General features: G+C 60.7%; 16 protein-coding genes. 10 read left to right on the top strand and 6 right to left on the bottom strand.

Annotated elements, in window-relative coordinates; all coding sequences use genetic code 11:
- Positions 1-79: 79 nt before the first annotated feature.
- Positions 80-1,474, top strand: a complete 1,395-nt coding sequence (argH, locus tag ABX75_RS08615) for an argininosuccinate lyase (protein ID WP_047881761.1) — start codon at positions 80-82, stop codon at positions 1,472-1,474.
- 39 nt (positions 1,475-1,513) lie between these two features.
- Here the strand turns inward: argH and ABX75_RS08620 are convergent, their stop codons facing one another.
- Positions 1,514-2,173: a glutathione S-transferase family protein gene (locus ABX75_RS08620; protein ID WP_040266843.1), complete on the bottom strand. Its 660-nt coding sequence runs from the start codon at positions 2,171-2,173 to the stop codon at positions 1,514-1,516.
- 126 nt (positions 2,174-2,299) lie between these two features.
- On the opposite strand from ABX75_RS08620, the gene ABX75_RS08625 reads away from it, so the two are divergent.
- From ABX75_RS08625 to ABX75_RS08635, 3 genes are all read left to right on the top strand, one after another.
- Positions 2,300-2,584 (top strand): hypothetical protein, encoded by a 285-nt coding sequence (locus tag ABX75_RS08625; RefSeq protein WP_047881762.1) that lies wholly within the window; start codon positions 2,300-2,302, stop codon positions 2,582-2,584.
- A gap of 94 nt (positions 2,585-2,678) precedes the next feature.
- Complete coding sequence (locus ABX75_RS08630) at positions 2,679-2,933, top strand: TIGR02647 family protein (protein ID WP_034101439.1); 255 nt, start codon at positions 2,679-2,681, stop codon at positions 2,931-2,933.
- Between the two features lie 168 nt (positions 2,934-3,101).
- The gene (locus tag ABX75_RS08635; protein WP_047881763.1) at positions 3,102-5,942 is read left to right on the top strand and encodes a class I adenylate cyclase; all 2,841 of its coding nucleotides are present in this window, start codon (positions 3,102-3,104) and stop codon (positions 5,940-5,942) included.
- On the opposite strand, the gene rnk is transcribed toward ABX75_RS08635, so the two are convergent.
- The 3 genes from rnk to cyaY form a co-directional block, all read right to left on the bottom strand.
- Entirely contained in the window at positions 5,939-6,352 is a 414-nt protein-coding gene (gene rnk / locus ABX75_RS08640) for a nucleoside diphosphate kinase regulator (protein ID WP_034101441.1), read from the bottom strand. The genes ABX75_RS08635 and rnk overlap by 4 nt on opposite strands.
- 131 nt (positions 6,353-6,483) lie before the next feature.
- Positions 6,484-6,702 carry a DUF1289 domain-containing protein gene (locus tag ABX75_RS08645; protein ID WP_034101442.1) on the bottom strand — a complete coding sequence of 73 codons (219 nt, stop codon included), beginning with the start codon at positions 6,700-6,702 and terminating at the stop codon, positions 6,484-6,486.
- A 2-nt stretch (positions 6,703-6,704) separates the two neighbouring features.
- Positions 6,705-7,037, bottom strand: coding sequence for an iron donor protein CyaY (gene cyaY, locus ABX75_RS08650; protein WP_034101443.1), 333 nt, complete (start codon positions 7,035-7,037; stop codon positions 6,705-6,707).
- Between the two features lie 238 nt (positions 7,038-7,275).
- Here cyaY and ABX75_RS28350 point away from each other — a divergent pair, with 238 nt between their 5' ends.
- The 6 genes from ABX75_RS28350 to ABX75_RS08680 are packed head-to-tail and all read left to right on the top strand — an operon-like array spanning position 7,276 to position 11,861.
- Complete coding sequence (locus ABX75_RS28350) at positions 7,276-7,446, top strand: lipoprotein (protein ID WP_034101444.1); 171 nt, start codon at positions 7,276-7,278, stop codon at positions 7,444-7,446.
- A 9-nt stretch (positions 7,447-7,455) separates the two neighbouring features.
- Positions 7,456-8,703, top strand: a complete 1,248-nt coding sequence (gene lysA, locus ABX75_RS08660) for a diaminopimelate decarboxylase (protein WP_034101445.1) — start codon at positions 7,456-7,458, stop codon at positions 8,701-8,703.
- 3 nt (positions 8,704-8,706) lie between these two features.
- Positions 8,707-9,537 carry a diaminopimelate epimerase gene (dapF, locus tag ABX75_RS08665; protein ID WP_034101446.1) on the top strand — a complete coding sequence of 277 codons (831 nt, stop codon included), beginning with the start codon at positions 8,707-8,709 and terminating at the stop codon, positions 9,535-9,537.
- Between the two features lie 13 nt (positions 9,538-9,550).
- Positions 9,551-10,267: a DUF484 family protein gene (locus tag ABX75_RS08670; protein ID WP_047881764.1), complete on the top strand. Its 717-nt coding sequence runs from the start codon at positions 9,551-9,553 to the stop codon at positions 10,265-10,267.
- Between the two features lie 2 nt (positions 10,268-10,269).
- On the top strand, positions 10,270-11,169 hold the full coding sequence (gene xerC, locus ABX75_RS08675) for a tyrosine recombinase XerC (RefSeq protein WP_034139782.1): 900 nt from the start codon (positions 10,270-10,272) through the stop codon (positions 11,167-11,169).
- The gene (locus ABX75_RS08680) at positions 11,166-11,861 is read left to right on the top strand and encodes an HAD family hydrolase (protein WP_034115442.1); all 696 of its coding nucleotides are present in this window, start codon (positions 11,166-11,168) and stop codon (positions 11,859-11,861) included. Before xerC ends, ABX75_RS08680 begins: the two co-directional genes overlap by 4 nt.
- Positions 11,862-12,049: 188 nt before the next feature.
- On the opposite strand, the gene sutA is transcribed toward ABX75_RS08680, so the two are convergent.
- Positions 12,050-12,388, bottom strand: coding sequence for a transcriptional regulator SutA (sutA, locus tag ABX75_RS08685; RefSeq protein WP_034101450.1), 339 nt, complete (start codon positions 12,386-12,388; stop codon positions 12,050-12,052).
- Between the two features lie 102 nt (positions 12,389-12,490).
- The gene (locus tag ABX75_RS08690; protein WP_034101451.1) at positions 12,491-12,916 is read right to left on the bottom strand and encodes a secondary thiamine-phosphate synthase enzyme YjbQ; all 426 of its coding nucleotides are present in this window, start codon (positions 12,914-12,916) and stop codon (positions 12,491-12,493) included.
- Positions 12,917-12,963 lie beyond the last annotated feature (47 nt).

Below are 12,963 nucleotides of genomic sequence, written 5' to 3' on the forward strand. Positions count from 1 at the left end.
ACCGCCTCCGCGAGCAACCCTGTTATGATCGGCGCCACACTTCCACGCCTTTTTATTAAAGCAACTCACGAGCGAATCCATGAGCACCGACAAGACCAACCAGTCCTGGGGCGGCCGCTTCAGTGAACCCGTCGACGCCTTCGTCGCGCGCTTCACCGCCTCCGTCACCTTCGACCAGCGCCTGTACCGCCACGACATCATGGGCTCCATCGCCCACGCCACCATGCTGGCCAAGGTCGGCGTGCTGACCGAGGCCGAGCGCGACAGCATCATCGACGGCCTGACCACCATCCGCGGTGAGATCGAAGCCGGTACGTTCGACTGGCGCGTCGACCTGGAAGACGTGCACATGAATATCGAGGCCCGCCTCACCGATCGTATCGGTGTGACTGGCAAGAAATTGCACACCGGACGCAGCCGTAACGACCAAGTCGCTACCGATATTCGCCTATGGCTGCGTGACGAAATCGACCTGATCCTGTCCGAAATCACCCGCCTGCAAAAAGGCCTGCTTGAGCAAGCCGAGCGTGAATCGGACACCATCATGCCCGGCTTCACCCATCTGCAGACCGCACAGCCCGTGACCTTCGGCCACCACCTGTTGGCCTGGTTCGAAATGCTCAGCCGCGACTACGAGCGCCTGGTGGACTGCCGCAAGCGCGCCAATCGCATGCCTTTGGGCAGCGCCGCGCTGGCCGGTACGACCTACCCGATCGACCGCGAATACACCGCGCAACTGCTGGGTTTCGACGCCGTGGGCGGCAACTCTCTGGATGGCGTTTCGGACCGTGACTTCGCCATCGAATTCTGCGCCGCCGCCAGCATCGCGATGATGCACTTGTCGCGGTTCTCCGAAGAGCTGGTGCTGTGGACCAGTGCACAATTCCAGTTCATCGATTTGCCGGACCGTTTCTGCACCGGCAGCTCGATCATGCCGCAAAAGAAAAACCCCGACGTGCCAGAGCTGGTACGTGGCAAGAGCGGCCGTGTATTCGGCGCGCTGATGGGCCTGCTGACCTTGATGAAGGGCCAGCCATTGGCCTACAACAAGGACAATCAGGAAGACAAGGAACCGCTGTTCGACGCCGCCGACACCTTGCGCGATTCGTTGCGCGCGTTTGCCGACATGATCCCAGCGATCAAGCCCAAGCACGCCATCATGCGCGAAGCGGCTTTGCGCGGGTTCTCCACGGCGACTGACCTGGCGGACTACCTGGTGCGTCGTGGCCTGCCGTTCCGCGACTGCCACGAAATCGTCGGCCACGCCGTGAAATACGGCGTGGACACCGGCAAGGACCTGGCGGAAATGAGCCTGGAAGAACTGCGTCAGTTCAGCGATCAGATCGAGCAAGACGTGTTTGCCGTGCTGACCCTGGAAGGTTCGGTCAACGCCCGTAACCATGTGGGCGGCACCGCGCCGGCGCAGGTCAAGGCAGCGGTCGCGCGCGGCCAGGCCCTGCTCGCCAACCGCTGAGTACAGTAGTGGGAGGGGCTTGCCCCCTCCCACACTTGATCACTTTTTCGCCGCCACCATGGCCAGGAACGCCGGCATCGCGGCTTGCCTGTCCGCCTCCACTTTTTGCGCGTTGGGCATTGCGTTAAGGCGATCCAGCAACGCTTTGGCCGCCGGCAACTGCGCCAGCAAGTCCAGCCCGAACAACTTCTCGCCGACCCCGCAGGCCAGGTTCAAGCTGTACATGAAGTACAGATCCGCAATGGTGAAGCTCTCCCCCGCTACAAACGGCGCAAACTTGCCATGCCGCCCCAGCGAAGCGATGCCCAAGAGCAATTCCGCCTTGGATTTTTCCTTGATCGCATCCGCAACAGCTACGCCAAAAAATGCTTCGCCAAAGCAGGCGCGCGCGGGCAGTTCGATATAGAGCTCGATTTCCCGGCACAAGGCCAACACCTGGGCGCGCTCGAACGGGTCGGCCGGGAGCAGTGACGGCCCTTCCTGGGTTTGTTCGATATATTCCAAGATCACGCTGGTTTCATTGATAAAGCCCTGCTTCACCTCCAGCACCGGCACCTTGCCGCGCGGGCTGACCGCCAGTACGTCAGGGGCCTGCCCGGCATAAAACAGTACTTCTTCGAAGGGCAGGCCCTTCTCCAGCAGCGCCAGTTTCACCATGTTGTAGTAGTTGCTGACCGAAAATCCGTAAAGCTTGAGCATCGCAAAGCCTCCAGGCCGTGTGCGGGGTTGGCTGCAAGCGTTATAGACGCCCGGTGGCCGCTTGACCAGCAGCATCACCTGCTTGAATGGGGGTAGACTGGCGCCCTTTCCTTGAGGAGCACCGCCATGAGCGAGCCCACTGATATCGACAATGACGAAGAAGCTTTTGCCGAACATACGCTGATCGGAGCGATCGAAAACCAGATCGAAAGTGACAACCCACCCGCCGCCAAGGCCACATTCAACAAGCTGACGTTGGTGGGCTATGAGCGGGAAGAAATTCTAAACCTGATGGCTCATGTGCTGGCTTTCGAAATTGGCGCCATGCTGTACGAGGGTCGCGCGTTCGATACCCAATGGTACGAAACAGCGCTACGCGCACTGCCCGAGCTGCCGCCGGAAAAGGAATAGCTCCGAGACGCAGCAACACGCTGGACAGTTCGGCAAAGTGAGTTCACCTTATGGCCTGCTAGCCTCTAATAAATTTAGAAAGTCTGGAGTCCTTATGTCGTATACCCCTGAGTTGGTTGCCGAACTGGAAATCCTTGCACTCTTCCCCTTGGACAGCACCCAGGAAGGCCTGAAAGTCCATCAGACCGCCGCGCCCAGCGCTATAGCCGCAGTCAAACGTCTCTTCGATAAAAAACTGATCGACCAGCCGGATGGGGGCTATCTGACCAGCCTTGGCCGCGATGCTGCCGAGCAAGCGCAAACCCTGCTGACCATCTTGACCACTGCCACGAACAAAGAAGCCGCCTGATTCCGGATGCCGCCCATGGAGTCCGCCGCCGCGGACTCCGAGGGCGTCGCCTGAGCGACTGCAAAATTCTGACGCCAAAAAACTATTTCCCTCTAAACCTCCTACGTTTCTGACTGTAAACTCCTACACGGCCGCCCACGCCGGGCTCTGCGAGCCAACGAGTTCGACATGACCCGCACCCATGAAATCCGCCCCGACTTGGACGAAGGCATCGACCGCAAGGTGCTGGCACAGTTGCGCGCGCGTTTCATGGCGCTCAATGAAGGCCGCATGGCCCGCGCCGTCGAGGGGCTGACACCTCGCCAGCAAAGCGTACTGACCCTGTTGCCGCTGTTCTTTCACGTCAATCACCCGCTCTTGCCCGGTTATGTCTCGGGCAGCACGCCGGCGGGGCTGTCGAATTTCGAGCCTACCCCCCAAGCACTGATCGAAGCCCAGCGCCTGACGCGCTCGTTCGCCTATAAACCGCGCCATGGCAACCCACCCCGACCGATCCATGGGCTGTTCCTGATGGGCAGCCTTGGCACGTTGGCCCAGGCCGACCAAAGCGACATGGATGTGTGGGTATGCCACGCGGCGGATCTGGGCGAAAACGAGCTGGCCGAACTGCGCAAAAAGTGCCAATTGCTGGAGGCCTGGGCCCAGAGCATGGGCGCCGAGGCGCACTTTTTTCTGATCGAACCGACGCGCTTCGTACTCGGCGAGCGCGACACCCAACTCAGCTCCGACGACTGCGGCACGACCCAGCACTATTTGCTGCTCGATGAGTTCTATCGCACCGCCATCTGGCTGGCCGGGCGTACACCGATCTGGTGGCTGGTGCCGGTATATGAAGAAACCCGCTACGCCGAATTCACCCATACGCTGCTGTCCAAGCGCTTTATTCGCGCCGACGAAACCCTGGACCTTGGCCATCTGGCGCGCATCCCACCGGGCGAATTCATGGGCGCCGGGCTGTGGCAGTTGTTCAAAGGCATCGAGTCGCCATACAAATCGGTACTCAAGCTGTTGCTGACCGAGGTCTACGCCAGCGAACACCCGCAGGTGCAATGCCTGAGCCTGCGCTTCAAACAGGCCGTGTACGCCAATCAAATGGACTTGGACGAGCTGGACCCCTACGTTGTGGTCTACCGCCATATCGAGGGCTACCTCAAGCAGCGTAACGAGCCGGAACGGCTGGAGCTGGTGCGGCGCAGTCTGTACCTGAAGGTCAACCGCAAGCTCAGCGCCGGGCAGCGCGCCAGCAGTTGGCAACACCTGTTGCTCGAACGCCTGGCCCAGGAGTGGGGTTGGGACCCGCGTCAACTGGCGTTACTGGATAGCCGAAGCCAGTGGAAGGTGCGCCAAGTGGCTTCCGAACGCCGCGCCCTGGTCAACGAGCTCAACCACAGCTACCGCTTCCTGACCCAATTCGCCCGCACCGAACAGACCGTCAGTTTGATCAACAAGCGCGACCTCAATGTGCTGGGCCGGCGCCTGTACGCCGCGTTCGAGCGCAAAGCCGGCAAAGTCGAATTCATCAACCCGGGTATCGCCCCGGACTTGGCCGAAGACACCCTCACCCTGCTTCAATCGCCTAACCGCAAAGAGCCGGGCCAGCATCACTGGAGTTTATATAACGGCAATCTCACTGCTCTGGAGTGCGAACACTTCGCGCCGATCAAGCGCAGCCGCGATCTGCTGGAAATGCTCACCTGGTGCCATCGCAACGGCGTCATCGACAGCAGCACACGGCTGGCCCTGCACCCCGGTGTCAGCGACATGACCGAATTCGAGCTGTTCAATCTGTTGGGCAGCCTGCAACAGACCATCGCTCTGCCCCTGGCCAGCGTCGATGAGGAGCGCCTGCTGCGTTCGGCGGTGCCCGAGGAGGTGCTGTTGCTGATCAATGTCGGCGTCGACCCGCTCAAGCATCACCGCGAGCTGAACATTCTGATGACCACCGAGCGCACCGATTCCCTGAGTTACGCAGGGGTGCGCGATAACCTGGTGCTGACCCTCGACCAAGTGACCCTCAACAGCTGGAACGAGGTGATGGTCAGCCGCTACGACGGCCCCCATGCGTTGCTCGATTGCTTACGGGATTACCTCAACCAACTGCCACCGGACCATCTGCCGCGCCTGCGGGTGCGCTGCTTCTGTCACAACCGTGCGCAATTTATCGCGCAGCGTGTTGAGGAAGTCTTCGATACCGCGCAACACCTGCTGCTGGGTCAGTCCAACCATCGCTATCTGCTGCAAGTGCAGCAGCACTACCATGTGATGGAATTGATGCCCGGCCAGGCCACCCACGTTTCGTTGGCCACCCAGGACGCGCTGATCGCCTACCTCAGCGAAGAATTGGCCAGCTATAGCCCCCTGCACCTGGACGCCATGGCCCTGGAAGATCACGACCTGGCGCTCTTGCTGCCCATGGGCATGGCGGCCTGCGTGCAGGTGTTCTACCGGGTCAATGAAGATTACGCCGAGTTGTACGTGCTGGATGAGTTCAACTCGCTCTGGCAACAGCGCTTGCCCTTCCATGATGAACAGAGCCTGTTGGTGCCGTTGCAGCGCTTTTTGCAATCGATCATCTATCGCCGCGATGCGCTGTCACCGCTGGACCCGCAGCAACCCATGAGTGCCGTGCAAACGCTGTATTACCAGTTGTTGCCATCAGGCAGCGGCCGCGCCCGTGGCGTCGAACCTCGGCCAGCGCCTTTGACCCCGGCGAACAAACCGTTCTATGACGTGCAGGCGATTATCGGCAAGGCGGCACCGGGCCAAGTGAGCATCACCCTGTACTGCAATCAGCGGGAGTTTTCCGAGCTGGAATTCGGCGATCAACTCTTCACCGTGGTCGCCCAGGAAATTGTCGGGCAGCGCCGGGAACCCGAGCGCTACCGCTGCTACATCACCGACCTGGACCTGTCAGGCCTGCTCGGTGATGTGCAAAGCCCAAGCAACCTGTATCTGCGCTATAAGGCCGAACTGGAACGGTCGCTCAACGAAGCGCTGAGCCAGATTTAGAGAGGAAAGGCGCCACCATCTTTTGGCTGGCCTTCGACACTGAGCAGTTCCAGTTTGAGGGTCTTGCCACCCGGAGCCGGCCAGTCGATATGCTGGCCCACCTGCAGGCCGAGCAGCGCGCTGCCGACAGGCGCCAGGATCGAGATCTTGCCGGCGTCGGCGTTGGCGTCTTTGGGGTAGACCAGAGTCAGGTGGTAGTCCTTACCGCTGCCTTGCTCGCGGCAATGCACGCTGGAATTCATGGTCACGACACCCGCAGGCACTTCATCGTGGCCGACCACATCTTCGGCGCGGTCGAGTTCGGCTTGCAACGCTTCGACGCCGGGAGACTCGTCGCCCAAGCGATCGATCAGTTGCTCCAGACGCTGCACGTCAAGGCGGGTGAGGATGATGGACGGTGCGGTGGTCATGATTCAGGCAGACTCCTTTTTTCTGCACAAAAAAGCAAAACCCCGCCAGAAAAAGGCGGGGTTCTCACGGGCCTCGATGAGTTGAGGCGTAGCCGGACACTAACACAGCGTCACAAATAAACAAGACGGCCTCAGGCGCGGGCCCTGCGCTGCTCGGCTTCGGCGCGGATCACCCGACGCCGATCATCGTCGGCGGAGCGCCATTCGCGAATGTCTTCGACATGCCGGAAGCAGCCAAGGCAGACTTTGTGCTCATCCAGACGACACAAACTGATACAAGGTGACGGCACCGCCGGGCTGACATTGCTGAACAACGGCTTGGGCGGGCGTACGGGTGCAGGCTGGGTCACGGTCAGATCTCGTCGAAGTCCAGCTCGGCGCCGGTATATTCCTCGACCAGGCGCGCGAGCATTTCGCCCAACAACTCTTCACTCTTGTCGCACTGCCATTTGCCGCTTTCTTCGTCGTAATCGAAGTGAACGCCACCAGAGCGAGCGGCCAGCCACAACTGACGCAGCGGTTCCTGGCGACTGAAGATCAGTTGCTGACCACTCTCGAATTTGACGGTCAGCACGCCTGCCGAGTTTTCCAGGTCCACGTCCAGGCCGCTGTCATCAAAAATATCCTCCAGCGCCTGCTGGGTCGCATCCACCAAGTCGTGAAAACGGGCTTCGGTCAAACTCATTGTGGCAACCTCGAAAGTGTCTGGTTCTGCTCAAGCGCCGCACGATACGGGCGAGCTTCGCCGATTGCAAAGGATACCGATTTCATTACCAATCTCGGTATGAAATATCCCAAGCCAGCGTAGTCTGCTTCGCGCTTAAGACGGCAAACCCCCGCCGGACGGGTATTCCAGCGCATAGGCAAGCTGGCGGGTGGTGGGTATACTCGGGCGCAATTAATGCATATTCAAGGATTTCGCCATGAAGCGCCTGATCTCTTCCCTTGCTGCGCTCGTCGCGGTCGCTTGCCTCGTTAGTGCCTGTGGTCAAAAAGGCCCACTGTACCTGCCCGATGACAGCAAAGACCCGAACGAACAGGCGCAATCGTCGCAAAAGCCAGCAAAAGCGCATAAGCACGACACCTTCGAATAAGGGAACCCCATGGACGCTTTTAACTACCGGGACGGCGAGCTGTTCGCGGAAGGCGTGGCGCTGTCCGCGATTGCCGAACGCTTTGGCACCCCGACGTACGTGTACTCCCGTGCGCACATCGAAGCGCAATACCGCTCGTTTACCGATTCGTTGAATGGCGTGCCGCACCTGGTGTGCTACGCGGTCAAGGCCAACTCGAACCTGGGTGTGCTCAATGTCCTGGCGCGCCTGGGCGCCGGTTTCGACATTGTGTCCCGTGGCGAGCTGGAACGTGTTTTGGCCGCCGGCGGCCAGGCCGACAAAATCGTGTTCTCCGGCGTCGGCAAGAGCCGCGAAGATATGCGCCGCGCACTGGAAGTCGGCGTGCATTGCTTTAACGTCGAGTCCAGCGAAGAGCTGGAGCGCCTCCAGGTGGTGGCCGCCGAGATGGGTGTTCGTGCGCCGATCTCCCTGCGCGTCAACCCGGATGTCGATGCCGGCACCCACCCGTACATTTCCACCGGTCTCAAAGAGAACAAGTTCGGCATCGCAATTGCCGACGCCGAGGACGTGTACATCCGCGCCGCCCAACTGCCGAACCTGGAAGTGCTGGGTGTCGACTGCCATATCGGCTCGCAATTGACCACGCTGCCACCGTTCCTGGATGCGCTCGACCGCCTGCTGGCACTGATCGACCGCCTGGGCGACTGTGGCATTTACCTGCGCCACATCGATCTGGGCGGTGGCGTCGGCGTGCGTTATCGCGATGAAGAGCCGCCGCTGATTGCCGATTACATCCAGGCCGTGCGCGAGCGCATCGAGGGCCGCGATCTGGCGCTGATGTTCGAACCGGGCCGCTATATCGTCGCTAACGCGGGCGTACTGCTGACCCAGGTCGAGTACCTCAAGCACACCGAGCATAAGGATTTCGCCATCGTCGACGCGGCGATGAACGATCTGATCCGCCCGGCGCTGTACCAGGCCTGGATGAATGTCACCGCCGTAACGCCGCGCAACAGTGAAGCGCGCGCCTATGACATCGTCGGCCCGATCTGCGAGACCGGTGACTTCCTGGCCAAGGATCGTCAGCTCGCCCTGGAAGAAGGCGATCTGCTGGCCGTGCATTCGGCCGGTGCCTACGGGTTTGTCATGAGTTCCAACTACAACACCCGCGGCCGTACCGCCGAGGTGCTGGTGGACGGTGATCAAGCGTTTGAAGTGCGTCGCCGCGAGACGGTAGCCGAGTTGTATGCTGGCGAAAGCCTGCTGCCGGAGTAAGCCATGCTGCTGCGTTTTACCAAGATGCACGGGCTGGGCAATGATTTCATGGTTCTCGACCTGGTCAGCCAGCACGCGCATATCCTGCCCAAGCACGCCAAACAGTGGGGCGACCGGCATACCGGCGTCGGCTTCGACCAGTTACTGATCGTTGAAGCGCCCACTAACCCGGAGGTGGATTTCCGTTACCGGATCTTCAACTCCGACGGTTCCGAAGTGGAACAGTGCGGCAACGGTGCGCGCTGCTTTGCGCGCTTCGTGCTGGACAAACGCCTGACCGCCAAGCGCCAGATTCGCGTCGAGACCAAGAGCGGCGTGATCGAGCTGGATATCCGCAACGACGGCCAGATCAGCGTCAACATGGGCGCGCCACGTCTGGTGCCGGCGGATATTCCGTTCCAGGCCAGCGAGCAGGCGACCAGTTATGCCGTAGAGGTCGACGGCAAAGTGGTCGACCTGGCGGCCGTGTCCATGGGCAACCCCCACGCCGTGCTGCGCGTCACCGATATCAATAACGCCCCCGTGCATGAACTGGGGCCGAAAATCGAAAACCACCCGCGCTTTCCGGCGCGGGTCAATGTGGGCTTTTTGCAGGTGATCGACCGTCACCGCGCGCAATTGCGCGTGTGGGAACGGGGCGCCGGCGAAACCCAGGCCTGCGGTACCGGCGCCTGCGCCGCTGCCGTCGCCGCGATCACCCAGGGGTGGATGGATTCGCCGCTGCTGATCGACCTGCCCGGTGGGCGCTTGTCCATCGAATGGGCGGGCCCGGGCCACCCGGTGATGATGACCGGGCCGGCCACGCGCGTATACGAAGGACAGGTCCGTCTATGAGTGAGCCAATCCAATGACCGATAAGCCTCAAGTACCCGCACAAGCATCCTCGAGCGAAACTCTGGAGGCCGCTGCCGTCGCGGCGTACCTTGAGGCTCATCCGGATTTCTTCGTCGAACATGACGAACTGCTGCCGGCCTTGCGCATCCCCCACCAGCGCGGCGATACCGTGTCGTTGGTGGAACGTCAGATGAAGATCCTGCGCGAGCGCAATATCGAAATGCGCCATCGGCTCTCGCACCTGATGGACGTGGCCCGCGACAACGATCGCCTGTTCGACAAAACCCGCCGCCTGATACTGACCCTGCTGGACGCCACCAGCCTGGAAGAAACGGTGATGGCCGTGGAAGACAGCCTGCGCCAGGACTTCCAGGTGCCTTTTGTCAGCCTCATTCTGTTCAGCGACAACCCGATGCCGGTGGGCCGATGGGTCAGTGGCAGCGAAGCTCAAACCGCAATCGGCGGGCTGCTGTGCGAAGGCAAGACCGTCAGCGGCACCTTGCGCGAACATGAACTGGACTTCCTGTTCGGCGCCGAACAGCGCAAACAGATCGGCTCCACCGCCGTGGTCGCCCTCAGCCATCAAGGCCTGCACGGCGTATTGGCTATTGGCAGCCGCGACCCTGCGCACTACAAAAGCTCGGTGGGCACGCTGTTCCTGACCTATATCGCCGAAGTGCTCGGCCGCGTCCTGCCGCGCTTCACCACTTCCCTGCGCGCGGTGCGCTAGTTATGGAACGGCAACTGGACGCTTACTGCGCGCACCTGCGCAACGAGCGCCAGGTGTCGCCCCACACGCTGGAAGCCTACCGGCGGGACTTGAACAAGGTTCTGGCCTACTGCGAAAAGCAGCAGATCGCCAGTTGGAAAGCGCTGGATATCCAAAGCCTGCGCAGTTTGATCGCGCGCCTGCATCAGCAGGGGCAATCCTCGCGCAGCCTGTCTCGTCTACTGTCGGCGGTGCGCGGGCTTTATCACTACCTCAATCGCGAAGGCCTGTGCGACCACGACCCGGCCAATGGCCTGTCACCACCCAAGGGCGAACGGCGCCTGCCCAAGACCTTGGATACCGATCGCGCCCTGCAATTGCTTGAAGGCGCAGTAGAAGATGATTTCCTCGCCCACCGCGACCAGGCAATCCTTGAGCTGTTCTATTCCTCAGGCCTGCGCCTGTCGGAGCTGACCAGCTTGAATCTCGACCAACTGGACCTGGCGGACGGCTTAGTGCAAGTGCTCGGTAAAGGCAGCAAGACCCGCGTACTGCCCGTGGGCAGCAAGGCCCGCGAAGCGTTGCAGCATTGGTTGGCGCTGCGGGCGCTGGCTAACCCGGCGGACGACGCCGTCTTCATCAGCCAGAAGGGCCGACGCCTCGGGCCACGGGCGATTCAGGTCCGGGTCAAGGCCGCGGGCGAGCGCGAATTGGGGCAAAACCTGCACCCGCATATGCTGCGGCACTCCTTTGCCAGTCATCTGCTGGAATCGTCCCAAGACCTGCGCGCCGTACAGGAACTGCTCGGGCACTCCGATATCAAGACCACACAGATCTACACCCACCTGGATTTTCAACACCTGGCAACGGTGTACGACAGCGCCCATCCAAGGGCCAAACGCATCAAGGGCGGCGACTCATGACTATCAAGCTGATCACTTTCGACCTGGACGACACGCTCTGGGACAACGTACCGGTCATCATCAGCGCCGAAGCGTCGATGCGCGAATGGCTGGCGACCCATGCGTCCAAAGTCGGCGATCTGCCTCTGGAGCATTTCGCCAGATTGCGCCAACAGGTGCTGGAACGTCACCCGGAACTCAAGCACCGCATCAGCCTGTTGCGCCATCGGGTACTGACGCACGCATTCGAAGAGGCTGGTTATCCACAGCCCGAGGCCACCGAAATGGCGGATGTGTGCTTTGAAGCGTTCATCCATGCACGTCATCAACTGACGGTCTTCCCCGAAGCCGAACCCATGCTGCAGGCGCTACGTCGCCAATACCTGCTGGGGGTCATCACCAACGGTAACGCTGACGTACAGCGGGTCGGCCTGGCGGACTACTTTCACTTCGCCCTGCGGGCCGAGGATGTCGGCATTGCCAAACCGGATGCACGGTTGTTTCAGGAAGCCTTGCAGCGTGGCGGCGTGAATGCGGACGCGGCAGTGCATGTGGGTGATCATCCAGGGGACGACATTGCCGGCGCACAGCAGGCGGGGCTGCGTGCGGTGTGGTTCAACCCGACGGGCAAGGCTTGGGAGGCGGATAAGCGCCCGGATGCGGAGATTCGCAGCCTGACGGAGTTGCCGGAACTGCTCCGCAGCTGGCAATAATCCTGGAAATCCAGCGGTGGGAGAAGGCTTGCCTCCGACTACAATAGGTCAGCCAGCAATTGAGGGACTGATCCCCTGCTATCGGGGGTAAACCTCCTCCCACATTTGAATCGCATAAGACTAAAAACATCAGGCATGAAAAAGCCCGCAGCGACGGCGGGCTTTTTCTTACAAGCGGGTGACTGACCTCAGATAGGTCGGCTGCCGTACTTGTTATCCGGCTTCTTGGGCGGATCGGCTACCACGTTGGGCTCGACTTCGACCACTTTGCCGCCTTTAGCGAGGAACTCTTCCATCGCGCGGGCCAGGGCATCACGCTCTTTGTTCTTGGCTTCAACGCTCGGCAACTCATCGACCGAAACCGCGGCCTTGGCTTTGCCTTTGGCTTTAGGAGCTGCGTCATCGCCGACACTGTCATCGGCCTCGCCAGTAACGTCGTCGTCAACAGCTGCCGCGTCGAGACTATCATCAGCCTCGTCGTCGTCACCTACTTCAAGTTCGTCGTTTTCCAGATCATCGTCGCTCATGTTCTACCTCATGACTTGCGAAAAGCAGATTAGTTATAGCCCAGCTTGATCCTCTGTCGAGGCGGCTGGAAAAAAATCAACGTCCACCGGCTAACCAGTGGCCTATGCCCCATCACCATGCAAAGTGGCGAGGACTTTACGAGCACCGCCATGATCACGGTGCTCGCCCAGATAAACACCTTGCCATGTCCCCATCGCCAAGCGGCCGGCCTTCACCGGCAAACTCAGCTGGCAGCCCAGGAGACTGGCCTTGAAGTGCGCCGGCAGATCGTCCGGACCTTCGTCGTTGTGTTCGAACCCTGCACGGCCTTGTGGTACCAGCGAGTTGAAAAAACGTTCGAAGTCACGGCGAACCGCCGGGTCGGCGTTCTCGTTGATAGTCAACGAAGCCGAAGTGTGCTGCAGCCACAGGTGCAACAGTCCTACACGACATGCCTTCAATTCAGGCAAGCCGGCAAGCAATTCGTCGGTCACCAGGTGAAAGCCCCGGGGCCTGGCCCGCAGGGTAATCAGGGTCTGTTGCCACATACAGTTCTCCGCCCATCGGCGCGCATTCTAGCGCGCTCTGGGAAAAA

Origin of the sequence: Pseudomonas sp. ARP3 (genome assembly GCF_001029595.1) — a bacterium.
GTDB lineage: Bacteria > Pseudomonadota > Gammaproteobacteria > Pseudomonadales > Pseudomonadaceae > Aquipseudomonas > Aquipseudomonas rhodesiae.

Excerpts from the sequence above, each read along its gene's own strand:
- xerC (WP_034139782.1), top strand. The coding sequence starts at position 10,270 with ATGGAACGGCAACTGGACGCTTACTGCGCGCACCTGCGCAACGAGCGC.
- ABX75_RS08625 (WP_047881762.1), top strand. The coding sequence starts at position 2,300 with ATGAGCGAGCCCACTGATATCGACAATGACGAAGAAGCTTTTGCCGAA.
- ABX75_RS08690 (WP_034101451.1), bottom strand. The coding sequence starts at position 12,916 with ATGTGGCAACAGACCCTGATTACCCTGCGGGCCAGGCCCCGGGGCTTT.
- ABX75_RS08620 (WP_040266843.1), bottom strand. The coding sequence starts at position 2,173 with ATGCTCAAGCTTTACGGATTTTCGGTCAGCAACTACTACAACATGGTG.
- ABX75_RS08680 (WP_034115442.1), top strand. The coding sequence starts at position 11,166 with ATGACTATCAAGCTGATCACTTTCGACCTGGACGACACGCTCTGGGAC.
- lysA (WP_034101445.1), top strand. The coding sequence starts at position 7,456 with ATGGACGCTTTTAACTACCGGGACGGCGAGCTGTTCGCGGAAGGCGTG.
- sutA (WP_034101450.1), bottom strand. The coding sequence starts at position 12,388 with ATGAGCGACGATGATCTGGAAAACGACGAACTTGAAGTAGGTGACGAC.
- dapF (WP_034101446.1), top strand. The coding sequence starts at position 8,707 with ATGCTGCTGCGTTTTACCAAGATGCACGGGCTGGGCAATGATTTCATG.
- cyaY (WP_034101443.1), bottom strand. The coding sequence starts at position 7,037 with ATGAGTTTGACCGAAGCCCGTTTTCACGACTTGGTGGATGCGACCCAG.
- rnk (WP_034101441.1), bottom strand. The coding sequence starts at position 6,352 with ATGACCACCGCACCGTCCATCATCCTCACCCGCCTTGACGTGCAGCGT.
- ABX75_RS08635 (WP_047881763.1), top strand. The coding sequence starts at position 3,102 with ATGACCCGCACCCATGAAATCCGCCCCGACTTGGACGAAGGCATCGAC.
- argH (WP_047881761.1), top strand. The coding sequence starts at position 80 with ATGAGCACCGACAAGACCAACCAGTCCTGGGGCGGCCGCTTCAGTGAA.
- ABX75_RS28350 (WP_034101444.1), top strand. The coding sequence starts at position 7,276 with ATGAAGCGCCTGATCTCTTCCCTTGCTGCGCTCGTCGCGGTCGCTTGC.
- ABX75_RS08670 (WP_047881764.1), top strand. The coding sequence starts at position 9,551 with ATGACCGATAAGCCTCAAGTACCCGCACAAGCATCCTCGAGCGAAACT.
- ABX75_RS08630 (WP_034101439.1), top strand. The coding sequence starts at position 2,679 with ATGTCGTATACCCCTGAGTTGGTTGCCGAACTGGAAATCCTTGCACTC.